At 71.3% G+C, this 14601-nt stretch carries 14 protein-coding genes and 1 pseudogene; 10 read left to right on the forward strand and 5 right to left on the reverse strand.

Annotation, left to right across the window (positions count from 1 at the left end):
- Window positions 1-28 precede the first annotated feature (28 nt).
- The 3 genes and pseudogenes from HJD23_RS43595 to HJD23_RS07695 all read left to right on the forward strand — a co-directional run.
- Window positions 29-248, forward strand: a pseudogene (locus HJD23_RS43595) (hypothetical protein); the annotation flags it as partial.
- Between the two features lie 101 nt (window positions 249-349).
- The gene (locus HJD23_RS07690; protein WP_171110299.1) at window positions 350-1420 is read left to right on the forward strand and encodes a methyltransferase domain-containing protein; all 1071 of its coding nucleotides are present in this window, start codon (window positions 350-352) and stop codon (window positions 1418-1420) included.
- A gap of 294 nt (window positions 1421-1714) precedes the next feature.
- Entirely contained in the window at window positions 1715-2413 is a 699-nt protein-coding gene (locus tag HJD23_RS07695) for a haloacid dehalogenase type II (protein WP_171110300.1), read from the forward strand.
- A 218-nt stretch (window positions 2414-2631) separates the two neighbouring features.
- On the opposite strand, the gene HJD23_RS07700 is transcribed toward HJD23_RS07695, so the two are convergent.
- On the reverse strand, window positions 2632-3096 hold the full coding sequence (locus tag HJD23_RS07700; RefSeq protein ID WP_240980658.1) for a sigma-70 family RNA polymerase sigma factor: 465 nt from the start codon (window positions 3094-3096) through the stop codon (window positions 2632-2634).
- Between the two features lie 176 nt (window positions 3097-3272).
- On the opposite strand from HJD23_RS07700, the gene HJD23_RS07705 reads away from it, so the two are divergent.
- The 3 genes from HJD23_RS07705 to HJD23_RS07715 all read left to right on the forward strand — a co-directional run bounded on the left by HJD23_RS07705 (window position 3273) and on the right by HJD23_RS07715 (window position 6002).
- Window positions 3273-4958, forward strand: coding sequence for a ribonuclease J (locus tag HJD23_RS07705; RefSeq protein WP_171110302.1), 1686 nt, complete (start codon window positions 3273-3275; stop codon window positions 4956-4958).
- Window positions 4959-5008: 50 nt separating this feature from the next.
- Window positions 5009-5737, forward strand: coding sequence for a spermidine synthase (locus HJD23_RS07710; protein WP_171110303.1), 729 nt, complete (start codon window positions 5009-5011; stop codon window positions 5735-5737).
- Between the two features lie 97 nt (window positions 5738-5834).
- Window positions 5835-6002 (forward strand): hypothetical protein, encoded by a 168-nt coding sequence (locus tag HJD23_RS07715; protein ID WP_171110304.1) that lies wholly within the window; start codon window positions 5835-5837, stop codon window positions 6000-6002.
- Window positions 6003-6229: 227 nt separating this feature from the next.
- Here HJD23_RS07715 and HJD23_RS07720 read toward each other — a convergent pair whose 3' ends face one another.
- Complete coding sequence (locus HJD23_RS07720) at window positions 6230-6412, reverse strand: hypothetical protein (RefSeq protein ID WP_171110305.1); 183 nt, start codon at window positions 6410-6412, stop codon at window positions 6230-6232.
- 671 nt (window positions 6413-7083) lie between these two features.
- Here HJD23_RS07720 and dacB point away from each other — a divergent pair.
- Complete coding sequence (gene dacB, locus HJD23_RS07725; RefSeq protein WP_171110306.1) at window positions 7084-8367, forward strand: D-alanyl-D-alanine carboxypeptidase/D-alanyl-D-alanine-endopeptidase; 1284 nt, start codon at window positions 7084-7086, stop codon at window positions 8365-8367.
- Between the two features lie 101 nt (window positions 8368-8468).
- Here the strand turns inward: dacB and HJD23_RS07730 are convergent, their stop codons facing one another.
- The 3 genes from HJD23_RS07730 to HJD23_RS07740 form a co-directional block, all read right to left on the reverse strand.
- The gene (locus HJD23_RS07730; RefSeq protein WP_171110307.1) at window positions 8469-9341 is read right to left on the reverse strand and encodes a metal ABC transporter permease; all 873 of its coding nucleotides are present in this window, start codon (window positions 9339-9341) and stop codon (window positions 8469-8471) included.
- Window positions 9338-10144 carry an ATP-binding cassette domain-containing protein gene (locus tag HJD23_RS07735; RefSeq protein ID WP_171111733.1) on the reverse strand — a complete coding sequence of 269 codons (807 nt, stop codon included), beginning with the start codon at window positions 10142-10144 and terminating at the stop codon, window positions 9338-9340. Before HJD23_RS07735 ends, HJD23_RS07730 begins: the two co-directional genes overlap by 4 nt.
- Before the next feature lie 83 nt (window positions 10145-10227).
- Complete coding sequence (locus HJD23_RS07740) at window positions 10228-11169, reverse strand: zinc ABC transporter substrate-binding protein (protein ID WP_171110308.1); 942 nt, start codon at window positions 11167-11169, stop codon at window positions 10228-10230.
- 266 nt (window positions 11170-11435) lie between these two features.
- On the opposite strand from HJD23_RS07740, the gene HJD23_RS07745 reads away from it, so the two are divergent.
- From HJD23_RS07745 to HJD23_RS07755, 3 genes are all read left to right on the forward strand, one after another.
- On the forward strand, window positions 11436-11750 hold the full coding sequence (locus HJD23_RS07745; RefSeq protein ID WP_232107586.1) for a DUF1490 family protein: 315 nt from the start codon (window positions 11436-11438) through the stop codon (window positions 11748-11750).
- 12 nt (window positions 11751-11762) lie between these two features.
- Entirely contained in the window at window positions 11763-13979 is a 2217-nt protein-coding gene (locus tag HJD23_RS07750; protein ID WP_171110309.1) for a cation-translocating P-type ATPase, read from the forward strand.
- A 153-nt stretch (window positions 13980-14132) separates the two neighbouring features.
- Window positions 14133-14573 carry a transcriptional repressor gene (locus HJD23_RS07755; RefSeq protein WP_171110310.1) on the forward strand — a complete coding sequence of 147 codons (441 nt, stop codon included), beginning with the start codon at window positions 14133-14135 and terminating at the stop codon, window positions 14571-14573.
- Window positions 14574-14601: the final 28 nt, after the last annotated feature.

Raw genomic sequence — 14601 nt, forward strand, 5'->3', positions numbered from 1 at the left:
GCCCTCGTCGGCTGACGCCCCCACGACCATGGCCGACCTGCCCCTCGCCCTCGCCCTGTCCGGCCGGCATGCTCGCCGCGGTGAACCCCTGCGGCTTCGCCCTGCTGCCCGCCTGCCTCTCGCTGCTCGTCCTCGGCGACGACGCGCCCACCCCGCCCCGCTCTCGGCTTCGCTCCAGCGGGGCCCCCATCGCCGCCGTCGGCCGCGCGCTGGCCGCGACCGCCGCCATGACGGCCGGGTTCACAGCAACGGAATGCTCACCTCGGCACAGCGGGTTCCCGACGCACGGCACGTCGGCGGTGATCTGCTGCCGATGCGATGCGCAAGGCTCACATCCCAAGGGAGAGAGATGACGGTCGACGTATCCGAGGAGTCCCGGGCGCCCGGCACGTCCGTCGAAGAGGCGGTCAAGGATTACTACGGCAAGGTGCTCGCGTCCTCCGCGGACCTGAAGACGTCGGCGTGCTGCACGAACGCGGCACCGCCGCCGCACATCGCCGCCGCGCTCGGCCGGGTGCACGAGGAGGTTCTGGACCGCTTCTACGGCTGCGGTTCGCCGATCCCTCCGGCCCTGGAGGGGGCCACTGTGCTGGACCTGGGCTGCGGCAGCGGCCGCGACGCGTACGTGCTGGCGCAGTTGGTCGGCCCGACCGGCCGGGTGATCGGCGTCGACATGACCGACGAGCAGCTGGCCGTCGCCCGACGGCACACGGACTGGCACGCGCAGCGGTTCGGCTACGCCAACGTGGAGTTCCGCCGGGGCTACATCGAGGACCTGGCCGCCGCCGGGATCGGGCACGCATCGGTGGACGTGGTCGTCTCCAACTGTGTGGTGAACCTGTCGCCGGACAAGCCGCGCGTCCTCGCCGAGATCTTCCGAGTTCTCAAGGAGGGCGGCGAGCTGTACTTCTCCGACATCTTCGCCGACCGCCGCCTGCCCGCCGCGCTGATGACCGACCCGGTCCTGGTCGGCGAGTGCCTTGCCGGAGCCCTCTACACCGAGGACTTCCGCCGCCTTCTGGAGCGCAACGGCTGCACGGACGCCCGCACGGTGACCGCCTCGCCGGTGACGATCGACGACCCGGACATCGACCGGAAGATCGGCTTCGCGGCCTTCACGTCCCGCACCGTGCGGGCCTTCAAGCTGCCGTTGGAGGACCGCTGCGAGGACTACGGCCAAGTCGCCGTCTACCGCGGCACCGTCCCCGAGCACCCGCATGCCTTCGACCTCGACGACCACCACCGCTTCCGCACCGGCAAGCCGGTGCTGGTGTGCGGCAACACCGCCGACATGCTCTCCGCCACCCGCTACGCGCCCCACTTCACCGTCACCGGCGACAAGTCCGCCCACTTCGGCCTGTTCCCGTGCGCGCCCGCCGACGCGGAGGGCACCGCCGACGCGGGCGCCGCCTGCTGCTGAGCACGCCGGACCGGCGTGTGATCGGCGGTTCAGGCCGACGCAGGCCACACCGCCCTCTCGCCAGATGTCCCGGGGGCACGACGAGCCCCCGGGCGCAGCCGACCCGGCCATCAGCAGGGATCCGCTGGTGACCGAGCGCAGGGCGCGCCACGTATCGTCATCGGACCAGGTCGGTGTCTCCGCACCGACCTGGACATCCCGGCCACGCCGCCCCCGCTCGCGGGATGAACGGCCGATCAGTCAACCGGCCCAGGCCGAGGCCGACCGCGGACCCGCGCGTATATGGAGGACACCATGCCCGACGACGGTCACCGGGATCCGCAGGTCCTGGTCTTCGACGTGAACGAGACGCTCAGTGACCTCAGCCCGCTGCGGGTCCGTTTCGAGGACGTCGGAGCCCCCGCGGATCTGATGCCCACCTGGTTCGCCGGGGTGCTGCGCGACGGGTTCGCGCTCACGGCCGCGGGAGCGTACGCGGACTTCGCGTCCGTCGCCCTGGACGGGCTGCGGGCGCTGCTGCCGGGCGTGGCGGGGTGGGCCGGGGAGGTCGAGGCCGCGGCCCGGCACGTCCTGGACGGGTTCGCCCATGTGGAGGTGCACCCCGATGTCCCGGACGGCGTACGGCGGTTGAGCGCGGCCGGGTTCCGGCTGGTGACGATGACCAACGGCAGTTCGGCGCTGACCGAGCGGCTGTTGGCCGAGGCGGGGCTCCTGGAGTCCTTCGAGGCGCTGCTGGACGTGCGCGGGCCACGGTGCTGGAAGCCGGCCCCGGCCGCGTACCGGTACGCCGTCGAGCACACCGGAGTACAGCCGTACCAGGCCCTGCTGGTCGCCGTGCATCCCTGGGACGTCGACGGCGCACTGCGGGCGGGGCTGGGCGGCGCCTGGCTGCGGCGGGGCACGGCCGTCTACCCGCAGACGATGTCCCGGCCGACCCACAGCGCACGGGACATGCGGGAACTCGCCGACGTGCTGACCGCTGGCAGGACGTGACAGCCGTACCCCGAAGGGAGGCGAAGCGCCGTATCTGCCGTCGTTGCCGCCGGACGCGGCGCTGCGTGCCGAAAGCGCGCAGCCGCGCCAGGGTGGTTCCGTCCGGGGTCTCCTGGCGGGCCAGGGCGCTTCGGCCTCGCCGTCCAGGCACGCCTGCAGGTGCCGGACCACCTCCCCGCAGCTCATGCGGTGGTACGCCATCCCGCCCCGGCGCCCGATCACAGCATGCTCCTCCTGGGCGCGAGCCCGGCTGCCGCCAGCTGGGTTCTGATGCCCTTGCGGGTGCGGTGCAGGCGGCTCATCACGGTCCCCTCCGGCACGTCCAGCAGCGCGGCGGCCTCCGCGTAGCTGAGCCCTCCGATGTCGACCAGCCGGACGACCTGCCGGTGCCTGTCGGGCAGGGCGGCCGGCGCGGCGCCGACCGCCTCGTCGAAGCCCTTTCCGACCACCAGCTCCTCGGGCGACTCGGCCGCGTCGACGGAGGACAGGCGGTCGAGGTCGGTGTCGGGGTCGTCGAGCAGGTGGGGCCTGCGCCTGCGGTGCCGTTTGATCTCCGCCCGCCGCATGATGATCAGCGGCCAGGCGCGCGGGTGGCGGCCGTCGAACCGGTCGATCGCCCGGTAGGCGCGCAGCCTGGCCGAGGAGCACGAGACCCGCGTCCGCGTTCCCGGCTGCCTGATCACCGCCGCCTTCGACGTCGACGGACCCGAGCGGCAGCGCCACCTCGTCGACGGCCTCATCGCCGTACAGCCCCGAGGACGGCGGGGGTCCCGGGGCGACCGCCTCCACCGCTCACTGTCCCTCCCCGCTCACTGCAGGCAGTGGATCACCTCGGCAGACTCTCCGGTAACGTCAGGGTATGAGCCATCCGCACCCAGAACTCAAAGCCGCCCCGCCACTGCCCGCAGGGGGGCTGAGGATCACCGCCCTGGGCGGCCTGGGCGAAATCGGTCGCAACATGACCGTCTTCGAGCATGCCGGCAAGCTGCTGATCGTGGACTGCGGTGTGCTGTTCCCGGAGGAGACCCAGCCCGGCGTGGATGTGATCCTGCCCGACTTCACCTCGATCCGGGACCGCCTCGACGACATCGTGGCCATCGTCCTCACCCACGGCCACGAAGACCACATCGGCGGCGTTCCCTACCTGCTCAGGGAGCGGTCCGACATCCCCGTCGTCGGCTCCAAGCTCACCCTCGCCTTCATTGAGGCCAAGCTCAAGGAACACGGCATCCGCCCCCGCACGGTGCGCGTGCGCGAGGGCGACCGGCGCGGCTTCGGACCCTTCGACTGCGAGTTCGTGGCCGTCAACCACTCCATCCCGGACGGCCTTGCGATAGCGATCCGTACCGGGGCCGGGCTGGTGCTGCACACCGGTGATTTCAAGATGGACCAGTTCCCCCTGGACGACCGCATCACCGACCTGCGCGCCTTCGCCCGCCTCGGCGAGGAGGGCGTCGACCTGTTCCTCACCGACTCCACCAACGCCGAGGTCCCCGGCTTCACCACCTCCGAACGCGAACTGAACCCCGCGATCGAACAGGTCATGCGCACCGCACCACGCCGGGTCATCGTCTCCAGCTTCGCCAGCCACGTACACCGCATCCAGCAGATCCTCGACGCCGCCCACCAGCACGGCCGCAAGGTGGCCTTCGTGGGGCGCTCGATGGTCCGCAACATGGGCATCGCCCGCGACCTGGGCTACCTCAAGGTCCCGCCCGGCCTGCTGGTCACCACCAGGGAACTGGAGAAGCTGCCCGCCCATCAGATCACGCTGGTGTGCACGGGGTCCCAGGGCGAGCCGATGGCCGCACTGTCGCGGATGGCCAACCGCGACCACATGATCCGCATCGGCGAGGGCGACACCGTCCTGCTCGCCAGCTCCCTCATCCCCGGCAACGAGAACGCCGTCTACCGCGTGATCAACGGACTGACCCGGTGGGGCGCCAACGTCGTCCACAAGGGCAACGCCAAGGTGCACGTCTCCGGCCACGCCAGCGCCGGGGAACTCGTCTACTGCTACAACATCGTCCGCCCCCGCAACGTCATGCCCGTCCACGGCGAGTTCCGTCACCTGCGGGCCAACGCCGACCTCGCCATCCGCACCGGCGTCGACCCCGACCGCGTCGTCATCGCCGAGGACGGCGTCGTCGTCGACCTCGTCGACGGCCGCGCATCCATCACCGGCAAGGTGCCCGCGGGCAACGTCTACGTGGAGGGCATGGAAGTCGGCGGCGCCACGGAGGGATCTCTCAAGGACCGCCGCATCCTCGCCGAGGAGGGCGTCGTCACGGTCGTGGCCATCGTCGACGCCGACACCGGCGCCCTGGCCGAGCCCCCCGACTTCCTGGCCCGCGGCTTCGTCCACGACGACACCACCTTCGAGCCCGTCATCCCCGTCATCGAGAAGACGCTGGCCAACGCCGCGCAGGAAGGCGTCGGCGACGCCCACCAGCTCGAACAGCTGATCGCCCGAGCCGTGGCCAACTGGGCGTTCCGCACGCACCGCCGCAGGCCGCTGATCATCCCCGTCATCATCGACGCCTGACCGGGCCGGGCCCCCACACCAGCACACCGAAGAGCCAGAAAGGGGAACGGATGAGCGTACGTTTCGAGGAGATCGACTGGCAGCCGACACCGATCGGTGAGATCAGTCTGCGGCGCCGCCGCCACCCGGTGTCGGGAGACGACGTGTACGAGGTGAAACTCGGCGACGAGTTCCTGATGTCCAGCCTCTTCACCACCGGCGAGACCGCGCTGGCGGAACTCGCGCTGGCGAAGCTGCCGGACGCCGAACTGGACGTCGCCGTCGGCGGACTCGGACTCGGCTACACCGCAGCGGCGGCGCTGGACGACCCCCGGGTCCGTACGCTGACCGTGATCGACGCGCTCGCCGAAGTCATCGACTGGCACCGGCGTGGCCTGGTGCCTCTCGGCTCTCGGCTCACCTCGGACACCCGCTGCCGCCTGGTGCACGGCGACTTCTTCGCCATGGCCGCCGATTCCATCGGCCTGGACCCCGATGAGCCCGGCCGACGCTTCCACGCCATCCTGCTGGACATCGACCACTCACCACGCCACGTGCTCCACCCACGCCACGCGGCGCTCTACCAGCCCGCCGGGCTCCGCGCCCTGGCCGCACACCTCCACCCCGACGGCGTGTTCGCCCTGTGGTCGAACGACCCGCCCGACGACCGGTTCACCTCCGCGCTCACCGTGGTCTTCGCCCAAGCAACAGCCCACATCGTCGAGTTCGACAACCCCCTGCAGGGCGGCACCTCGTCCAACACCGTCTACCTGGCCGGCAACGCACCGGACACGCCGTAAGGCCACGCTTCCCGGCAACGGGCGGACGCGGCTACGTCGACGGCCTGCTGGGACCAGCGCAGTCGCCGAGGACGACGCCGGGGCGGCTTCGGGGGTGATGAACACGACCGAGCAGATGGGCGGCGCGCTCGGTCTCGCGGCCGACGTGGGCGGCCGCACCGCTGGCTACGCGCGGGCCTTCGGGGCGATGGCGGCCGTACTTCTGGTCGTCGCGGTCGTCTCGCTGCTGCTCCCGCGTGGGGTTGGCGGGCCGGCTCGCCGCTGAGGACGGCCACCTTTGGGCGACCACCGGGGTGCCGCTTCGTCCGGGCCGTCAGCTCGGGACGACGGTGAGCTTCAGGCGTCGCTGTTGGCAGCCGGGGCCTCTTCGTCCTCCGCCTTCTCTCGGGGGCGTGCCTGCGGTGGGTCCTTCAGCCGGAACAGGGCGATGAGGATGGCCGCGGTACCGGCCGCGGAAGCCAGGGCTCCGCGTGGTGATGGAGGTGGAGTCGATCAGCGGGCCGAAGAGCAGGGGCGAGGCGGGGCGGCGGCGTGGTCGACCAGGACGGTCGGGGTGGGCGTGGCGATGCCGTTGCCGAGCCCCGTCAGCGCCGGTACGAGGAGCAGGGGCAGGGCGTGGTCGGCGCAGGCGAAGACCAGGAGAGCCGCCGTCCAGGCGCCGGCCGCGATGCGCATCGGACCGCATGGCCGAGCCGGGCGGTGAGCCTGGCGTAGGTCAGGCCGACCGCGCTCGCGGCGGCCGAGGCGATGACCACGCCGTACAGGGCGACCAAGAGAGGGTCGTGGATGCCGAGTTGGTCCAGGCGGCGGGGCAGGAACACGGCCAGGACCATCATCAGCGCGGTGGTGGCCACCCACAGTCCGCACAACGCCGCCAGCTTCGGATGCCGGCGCAGCAGCCGCAGCGCGCGAAGGGCGCGTGCCCGGAGACGTTGCCCAGCGCCCCGGCCGCCGGCGGGTACACGAACCCGCCCGCCGTGGTGGCGGTCGTCCGCCAGCCCATCGCCCGGTCCCGGGCCTGCCCCCGGTAAAGGGCGAGAAAGGCCACGGTGGGTGAACACCGCCGCCGCGCCCACGCCGAGCAACAGCCGGAAGGCGACCGACGAGGCCGAGCGGGCGCCGGCGGAAGCAGACCCGACACGGAACGCCCTTACGTTCGTTGCCGGTCTTCGCGGTCGTCTCGACGCGCTCCTTCACGAGTACTTGGCAGTAGCCCGGCCCGCTCTTGCTACTTTCCCCTTCAAGATCTTTCAGTTCGCTCGTCCACCGAACCCCATACCGAGGCCCCCCACGTGCCCAGAACCTCAACTTCCGCCGTCGGCGGACGTCACCGCAAGCCCAAAGCGATGAGCCCGGCGGTCCGCCGAACGCTCGTGATCGCGGCGACCGCCCCCATCGCGGGGGCGATCCTGGCCGCCCCGTCGGCCTTCGCCGCCGGCAAGGCCGTCTCCAAGACGACCTCCGTCACCGACCTCAACGCCGCCGAGCAGAAGATCGCGGGCAACCTGAACACACGCAGCCAGGACGTGCGCCTCGGCAGCACGCTCAGCGGTGTCGTGATCGACGCCAAGACCGACAAGGTCGTCTGGGGCCACAACGCGACCACCGCGCTGATGCCCGCGTCCAACACCAAACTCGCCACCGCCGCCGCCGCGCTGACCGTGCTCGGCCCCGACCACCGGTTCACCACCAAGGTCGTCTACGCCGACGGCACACTCACCCTCGTCGGCGGCGGGGACCGCACGCTCACCGCCGACGACCTCGACGCGCTCGCCAAGACCGCCGTCGCGGGGCTGAACAACGCGGGTCTCACGTCGGTGCAGGTCCAAGTCGACGACAGTCTCTTCCCCGAGCCCACACTCGCCACCGGCTGGAACACCGGCTACTACCCGAACGAGGTCGCGCCGGTGCGGCCCCTGGTGGTGGACGGACACGCCGTCACGGATACCTCCCTGGACGCGGGGCAGGTCTTCGCGAAGCTCCTCGCCGACCGGGGTGTCACCGTCACCGGCGACGTCACCCGAGGCGTGGCCGGAGCAGGCAACGTCCCCGTGGCTCAGCACCAGTCCGACGAGCTGTCCACGATCGTGAAGCACATGCTCAAGGTGAGCGACAACAACATCGCCGAGACGCTGCTGCGGATGACCGCGCTCGGCGCCGGCCGACCGGCCACGTTCGAGGACGGGACGGCGGTCGCACGGGCCGTACTCAGCCAGCGGTACGGCGTGTCGCTGGACCACTTCGAGATGTACGACGGCAGCGGGCTGTCCCGCTCCAATCGGATCCCGGCCCAGACCCTGGCCGACATCCTCGACCTGACCACCGACCCCCGCTACCGCCAGACCCTGAAGTACATCGCGGACGGCCTGCCCGTCGCGGGCGAGGCGGGGGCCACCCTTGGGCCCGAGTGGGGCCGCTTCGACACTCCCGACTCCCAGTGTGCCGTCGGCAAGGTCAAGGCCAAGACCGGCACCCTCACCGGCGCCATCGCTCTGAGCGGCATGACGAAGGCGCAGGACGGGCGCTGGAAGATCTTCTCCTTCGTCGAGAACGGCTCCACCGCCAACGGGAACGACATCAAGGACGCCCTGGACGGCCTCGCCGCCACGGTCAACGGCTGCTGGGTGTGACCCGAGCGCGTTGTTTCGACCGGCGACCCGCAGCGCGGGTCGCCGGTCGCCTGTGACGTACTCCGGACGGCCTGGAAGTCACCGGCGCCCTGGCCGGACTGCTAGCTCGATGACCTCCTCGCCCCACACTGCCGGGCCCGGTACGTGCCTGCGGCCCGGCAGACCAGGTAGATCGTGAACGAGATGGTGGTGACGTACGGGCTGATGGGGATGCTGCTGCCCAGGGCGAGCAGGATCCCGCCCTCGATCGAGGCGACCGCGAAGACCACGCTCAGCACGGGCAACAGCACCGGCGACGCGGTCACCCTGGCCGCGGCGGCCGCGGGGGTGACGACCAGGGTGAGGACCAGCAGCGCCCCCACGATCTGCACGGACAGCGCGACCGCGAGGCCCAGCACGAGCATGAAGGCGAACGACAGCGCGCGGACCGGCACCCCGCGCGCCTCGGCCACCTCCGGGTCGGCGCTGGAGAAGGCGAGCGGCCGCCACATGACCGCCAGCGCCGCCAGCACCACCGCCGACGTACCGAGCAGCCAGGACGTCTGCGGGGTGTCGACGGCGACGATCTGCCCGGTGAGGATGCCGAACTTGTTCGCCGCCCGGCCCTCGTACAGGGCGAGGAAGAGCACACCGAGGCCGAGGCCGAACGGCATGATCGTGCCGATCACCGAGTTGCGGTCCCGGGCGCGTGAGCCGAGCAGGCCGATCGTGCCGGCCGCGATCAGCGATCCGACGATCGAGCCCGCCACGATGTTCACCCCCAGCAGCAGCGCGGCCGAGGCCCCGGCGAACGACAGCTCACTGATGCCGTGCACCGCGAACGGCAGGTCCCGCATGATCACGAAGACTCCGACCAGCCCACCGACCAGGCCGAGGGCGACGCCGGCGATGAGGGAGTTGCGGACCAGGGCGAGCAGTTCGCCGTAGTTGTCGAAATTGAAGATCTGCTGCCAGATCCCCTCGGCGAGGGTCATGGCCGTACTCCGTGCGGCAGTTCGGGGTGATGCGGTGGCTCGGCCACCTCGTCGGGCACGCCCACCACCGTGATCCGGTTCCGGACGCGGATGACGTCGACCTGCGTGCCGTACAGCTGCGACAGCGCCTCGGAGGTCAGCACCTCGTCCGGTGTGCCGACCCGGTGGGCGCCACGGGCGAGGTACAGCACGCGGTCCACCAGTCCCAGCACGGGGTTGATCTCGTGGGTCACGAAGACCACCGCCGTGCCGTGGGAGCGGCGCCGGGCGTCCACCAGTTCCGTCACGGCCCGCTGATGGTGCAGGTCGAGGGAGAGCAGTGGCTCGTCGCACAGCAGGATCCGCGGGTCGGTCGCCAGCGCCTGCCCGATGCGCACGCGCTGCCGTTCGCCGCCGGAGAGCAGGCCGAGGGGTACGTCCCCGAACGCGGCGGCGCCGACCGACGCGAGCACCTCGTCGACCCGTTGCCGTACGGCGCCCGTGCGCAGCCGGGGTCCGAAGCCGTGTCCGTCGATGCCGAAGCGGACCAGGTCCCGGGCGCGCAGCATGGCGTGCGCGGACAGCGTCGCCTGCTGTGGGACGTAGCCGATGTGCCGACTGCCCTTGCGGGGCGGGCGGCCCAGGACCGTCAGGGTGCCGGCGGAGAGCTGCCGTTGGCCGAGCAGGGCGCGTACGAAGCTGGTCTTGCCCGTTCCGTTGGGCCCGAGCACGGCCAGGAACTCGCCCGGCTGTACGTCGAGATCGAGGTCCTGCCACAGCACGCGCTCGCCGTAGGAGAGGGCCGCTCCGCGCAGGCTGATCACCGCGCCGTCGGTGCGATGGTCGTCGTCGGTCGTCCCGCGGTCGCGGGTGCGGGCGTGGGGCACGGCGGCCATGGTGGACCGCCTCACTTGGCCAGCGCGCTCGCGAGCGCGTCGACGGTGGCGGTCATCCAGCCGATGTAGTCCTTGCCCTGGGGCAGGGTTTCGGTCACGGGGACGACGGGAATTCCGGCGGACTTGGCCGCCTGTTCGACCTTCTCGGTCTGCGGGCCGGAGGTCTGCTCGTTGTAGATCAGCGCCTTGACCTTGTTGTCGGTGAACAGCGCCAGCGTGGCCTGCAGGGTCCTCGGGGAGACGTCGTCGCCCTCCTCGATGGCCTCGCTGAACTCCTCCGGCGTCGCGTTCTTCAGGCCGCAGGCCTCGATCATGTACAGCGGTACGGGTTCGGTGACGGCCACCTCCTCGCCGCCGTGGTCGGTCTTGATCTGCGCTTCCTTCTCCTGAAGCGGCTTCAGCCGCGCCTTGAAGGCGTTCGCGTTCTTGGTGAAGGTCCCGGCGTCGTCCGGGTCGGCCTTGCCCAGGGCGGCGGCGATGCTGTCGGCGAGCTTGGCCACGGTGGGGAAGTCGTACCAGACGTGCTCGTTGAGTTCCCCGCCCGACGGGGCGGTCTTCCCGGAGACCTTGACCGCGTTGATGACCTCGGCGGACGAGTTGTCGCTGCTCTTGAGCATGCGGTCGATGAAGTCGTCGTAGCCGCCGCCGTTTTCGATGACGACCTTCGCCTTGGACAGCTCCAACTGGTTCCGGCTGTTGGCCTCGTAGGAGTGCGGGTCCTGGTCGGGGTTGCTGATGATCGAGGTGACCTTCACCTGCGCGCCGCCGATCTGCTCGACCATGTCGCCGTAGACGTTCGTCGAGGCCACCACCGGGATGGCGGACGAGGATACGGGGGTCTGCGAGGCGTCGGTGGCGCTGCCGGAGCCGGACGAACTGCCGCAGCCCGCCAGGGCGATCAGGCAGACGCCGGTTATGAGCGGCGCCGAACGCCGGGACAAGGACGCACGCATGGGGATCCTCCGCGATGAAGTGAGTTGTTCGCCGAGCTCAGCCTGTCCCGGCTTGGCCCACGCTAGATGGAAACGGATGTCAAGACCGTCTTCCGGCCATCCGATATGGAAATCCTTACCAAGAACCTAACTCCGCTCGCCTCGGCCTGCGCGGTCACGACTGCCTCGGCGATCTTCCGCAAACGGCTGATGCGCGACGCCCACCACGGGACGAGAATGGACTTACCGCGTCGAAGACGGAGGAATCCGCTCCGCGGAAGGAGATCATGATGCATCCCGCCGCTTTCGCCAGTGCGGTCGTGGGCCGCGTCACGCACTACGCCTTGTCCGGAGCCGCGGGCGCGCTGGTTCTGCGGGGCGCCGCCAAGGCCGCTCCCAGGGCGAAGCCCGCGGCTCGCAGGCTTCTGGTCAGCGGTATCGCCGGCGGCATCACGACGGGGCGACGGCTGGGTGCGGCCGCCGAAGAGGCCCGTCTGAAGGCAGGGGACCTGCTGGCGGAGGCCAGGGAGCAGTTGGGTGAGGAGGCGCCGCCGCCCTCGGCGGTCGGTGTCGAGGGACACGCCCACGACCACGAGCATTGAGAGGCGGTCGCCATGCCCGACCCTGTGGCCCCGCCCGCCTCCGGCTCCGGCGTGGTGGTGCGCTCCGCGGCCGCCGGGCGCGTACGGCTGCTGGTTCCGTGGCTGCGGGCGCGGCCCGGCTGCGCAGGGATCGTCGACGAGCGGTTCACCGATGTGCCGGGTTTCCGGGCGCTGCGGATCTTCCCGCGCACCGGCGCAGTGATCGTCTGGGTCCAGCCCGACCTGGTCGACGTCGACCGCCTGGTCGCCGCCCTCGACGAGGCGCCGCCGCCGGGGGTGCCCGCCCGGGCCAGCCGGTCCGTGCCCGACTCCTCCACCGGAGAGGTGGCGCGACTGGTGGTCGGCGGCGCGGTACTCGCCCTCGTGGGACTGCGGCGACTGCTCGGCCGGCCCCCGTGGACGCCGGGGGGCTCGGCCGGTTTCCTCGGCGCGGTCACCGTGTTCACGGGGCTGCCGTTCTTCCGCGGCGCCGCCCGCACGCTCGGCGGCAGACGCCATGCGGGCACCGATCTGCTGGTGACGACGGCGACCGTGATCTCGCTCGTGCTGCGCGAGAACGTGGTCGCGCTGATGGTGCTGTGGCTGCTCAACATCGGTGAGTTCCTGCAGGCCATCACCCTGCGCCGGACCCGGCGCGCCATCGAGGAGTTGCTCTCCATCGGCGAGGAGCGCGTCTGGCTGGTCCGCGACGGCGTGGAGGTGGAGGTCGATCTCACCGAGGTCCGGGCCGGGGACGTGGTCGCGGTCTACGAGCACCACCGCATCCCCGTCGACGGCACCGCCGAGTCCGGCGAGGCGCTCGTGGACCAGGCCGCCATCACCGGTGAGGCGCTCCCGGTGTACGTACGGCCGGGCAGCGATGTGTACGCGGGCACCCTCGTCTCCACCGGCTCCGTGACCGTACGGGCCACCTCGGTCGGACAGGACACCGTCGTCGGGCGGATCATCACCCGGGTCGAGGAGGCCCAGGCCGACCGGGCCCCGATCCAGACCGTCGCCACCGCCTTCACCCGCCGCTTCGTCCCCGTCTCGTTCGCCCTCGCCGGGATCACCTACGTACTGACCCGCGACGCCCGGCGGGCGATGACCATGCTGCTCATCGCCTGCCCCTGCGCCGCGGGCCTGGCCACCCCCACCGCGATCAGCGCGGCCATCGGCAACGGCGCCCGCCGGGGCACCCTCATCAAGGGCGGCACCCACCTGGAGGGCGTCGGCCGGGTCACCGCCGTGGTCTTCGACAAGACCGGCACCCTCACCCTCGGCCGCCCCCTGGTCACCAGCGTGGTCACCCTCGACGAGGCGTTCACCGCCGACCAGGTGATGAGCCTCGCGGCCTCCGGCGAACTGCACGCACGCCACCCGCTCGCCGAGGCCATCGTCCGGCGCACCGAGGAACAGCATCTGCACATCCCGATCCACCAGGCCTGCGAGGTCGTCCTAGGGATGGGCGTGCGCGCCGAACTCGACGGCAGCCGCCTGCTGGTGGGCAGCCCCGCCCTGCTGCGCCGCCACGGCATGGAACTCTCCGAGACGGCCCAGGAGTGGACGAGCCGGCTGCGCGCCGCCGGTGAGACCGTCATCTGCATCGCCCACGACGACAACCTGATCGGCATGCTCGGCCTCTCCGACGCCGTGCGCGGCGGCGCCGACACCGTCGTCCACCAGCTCACCGACCTCGGCGTGACCCGGATCGTGCTGCTGACCGGCGACGCCCCCGAGACCGCCCAGGCCGTCGCCGACACCCTCGGCATCACCGAGGTGCACGCCCACGCCCTGCCCGAGGCCAAACTCCAGCTCATCCGCGACCTCCAGGCAGAAGGTCACAGCGTGGCGATGGTCGGCGACGGCACCAACGACGCCCCCGCCCTCGCGCTCGCCGACGTCGGCATCGTCATGGGCGCCCACTCCTCCCACGTCGCCCTGGAGACCGCCGACATCGCGCTGGCCGGAAACGACCTGCGCAATGTCGCCGCCGTGGTGGAACTCAGCCGGCACACCCTGCGTGTCGTGCGGCAGAACTACACGCTGTCCATCGGCGTCAACCTCGCCGGCCTCGTCGCAGGCGCCGGCGGCTCCATCAATCCCGTCCTGGCCGCCCTGCTGCACAACACCAGCAGCATCGCGGTGGTCGCCAACTCCGCCCGACTGGTGGCGCACACCCCCCACCTGCCGAGCGACACCACCGCACGACTGCGGGCCGCGCCGCTGGAGGAGCGGCGAGTGCGCTGATCCCCGGCGCCGCCGGCCGGGCGGTCGGCTCGGCTCGCACACCTGCTCCCCACATGAGCGACCTATATGAGCTATTCTCCATATAGATATGGATGTCATTTCCAGTTTGCCTGCGCGTGCCGATCCGGCGAGCGCTGATGGGGGTGATCTGCCGTGGGTGGCCGGACGACCCGGCAGCGCAAGGCGGTCCTGAGCGCGCTCGGGGGCTGCCAGGACTTCGTGTCGGCCCAGGAGTTGCACGGCCTGCTGGTCGCCGGCGACCACAAGATCGGCCTGACCACCGTCTACCGCGCCCTGCGGGACCTGGAGGCGGAGGGCGGTGTGGACGTCGTACGCGACGAGGCGGGCGGACGGCTCTACCGTCGGCGGCCCGCCGACGGCCACCGCCACTACCTGATCTGCCGCTGTTGCGGCACCAGCAGACCGGTGGACTCCGAGGTCGTCGAACGGTGGGCGGACCGGATCGCCGCCGACACCGGGTTCGCCGCGGTGGAGCACACCGTCGAACTCACCGGCCTGTGCACCGACTGCCACACCACCGAAGCCGAAGAGGGAGCGCCGCCACGCCGTTGGAAGCCGGGCGTGTGGCAGTGAGGCCAAAAAAAATCGGACGGCGATGTCG

Origin of the sequence: Streptomyces sp. Z423-1, assembly GCF_013009255.1 — a bacterium.
In the GTDB taxonomy this organism is placed as follows: domain Bacteria; phylum Actinomycetota; class Actinomycetes; order Streptomycetales; family Streptomycetaceae; genus Streptomyces; species Streptomyces gossypiisoli.

Bases quoted from the DNA above. Each gene is read 5' to 3' on its own strand.
- HJD23_RS07690 (WP_171110299.1), top strand. From the start codon at position 350: ATGACGGTCGACGTATCCGAGGAGTCCCGGGCGCCCGGCACGTCCGTC.
- HJD23_RS07695 (WP_171110300.1), top strand. From the start codon at position 1,715: ATGCCCGACGACGGTCACCGGGATCCGCAGGTCCTGGTCTTCGACGTG.
- HJD23_RS07705 (WP_171110302.1), top strand. From the start codon at position 3,273: ATGAGCCATCCGCACCCAGAACTCAAAGCCGCCCCGCCACTGCCCGCA.
- HJD23_RS07710 (WP_171110303.1), top strand. From the start codon at position 5,009: ATGAGCGTACGTTTCGAGGAGATCGACTGGCAGCCGACACCGATCGGT.
- HJD23_RS07715 (WP_171110304.1), top strand. From the start codon at position 5,835: ATGAACACGACCGAGCAGATGGGCGGCGCGCTCGGTCTCGCGGCCGAC.
- HJD23_RS07720 (WP_171110305.1), bottom strand. From the start codon at position 6,412: ATGCGCATCGCGGCCGGCGCCTGGACGGCGGCTCTCCTGGTCTTCGCC.
- dacB (WP_171110306.1), top strand. From the start codon at position 7,084: ATGAGCCCGGCGGTCCGCCGAACGCTCGTGATCGCGGCGACCGCCCCC.
- HJD23_RS07730 (WP_171110307.1), bottom strand. From the start codon at position 9,341: ATGACCCTCGCCGAGGGGATCTGGCAGCAGATCTTCAATTTCGACAAC.
- HJD23_RS07740 (WP_171110308.1), bottom strand. From the start codon at position 11,169: ATGCGTGCGTCCTTGTCCCGGCGTTCGGCGCCGCTCATAACCGGCGTC.
- HJD23_RS07745 (WP_232107586.1), top strand. From the start codon at position 11,436: ATGATGCATCCCGCCGCTTTCGCCAGTGCGGTCGTGGGCCGCGTCACG.
- HJD23_RS07750 (WP_171110309.1), top strand. From the start codon at position 11,763: ATGCCCGACCCTGTGGCCCCGCCCGCCTCCGGCTCCGGCGTGGTGGTG.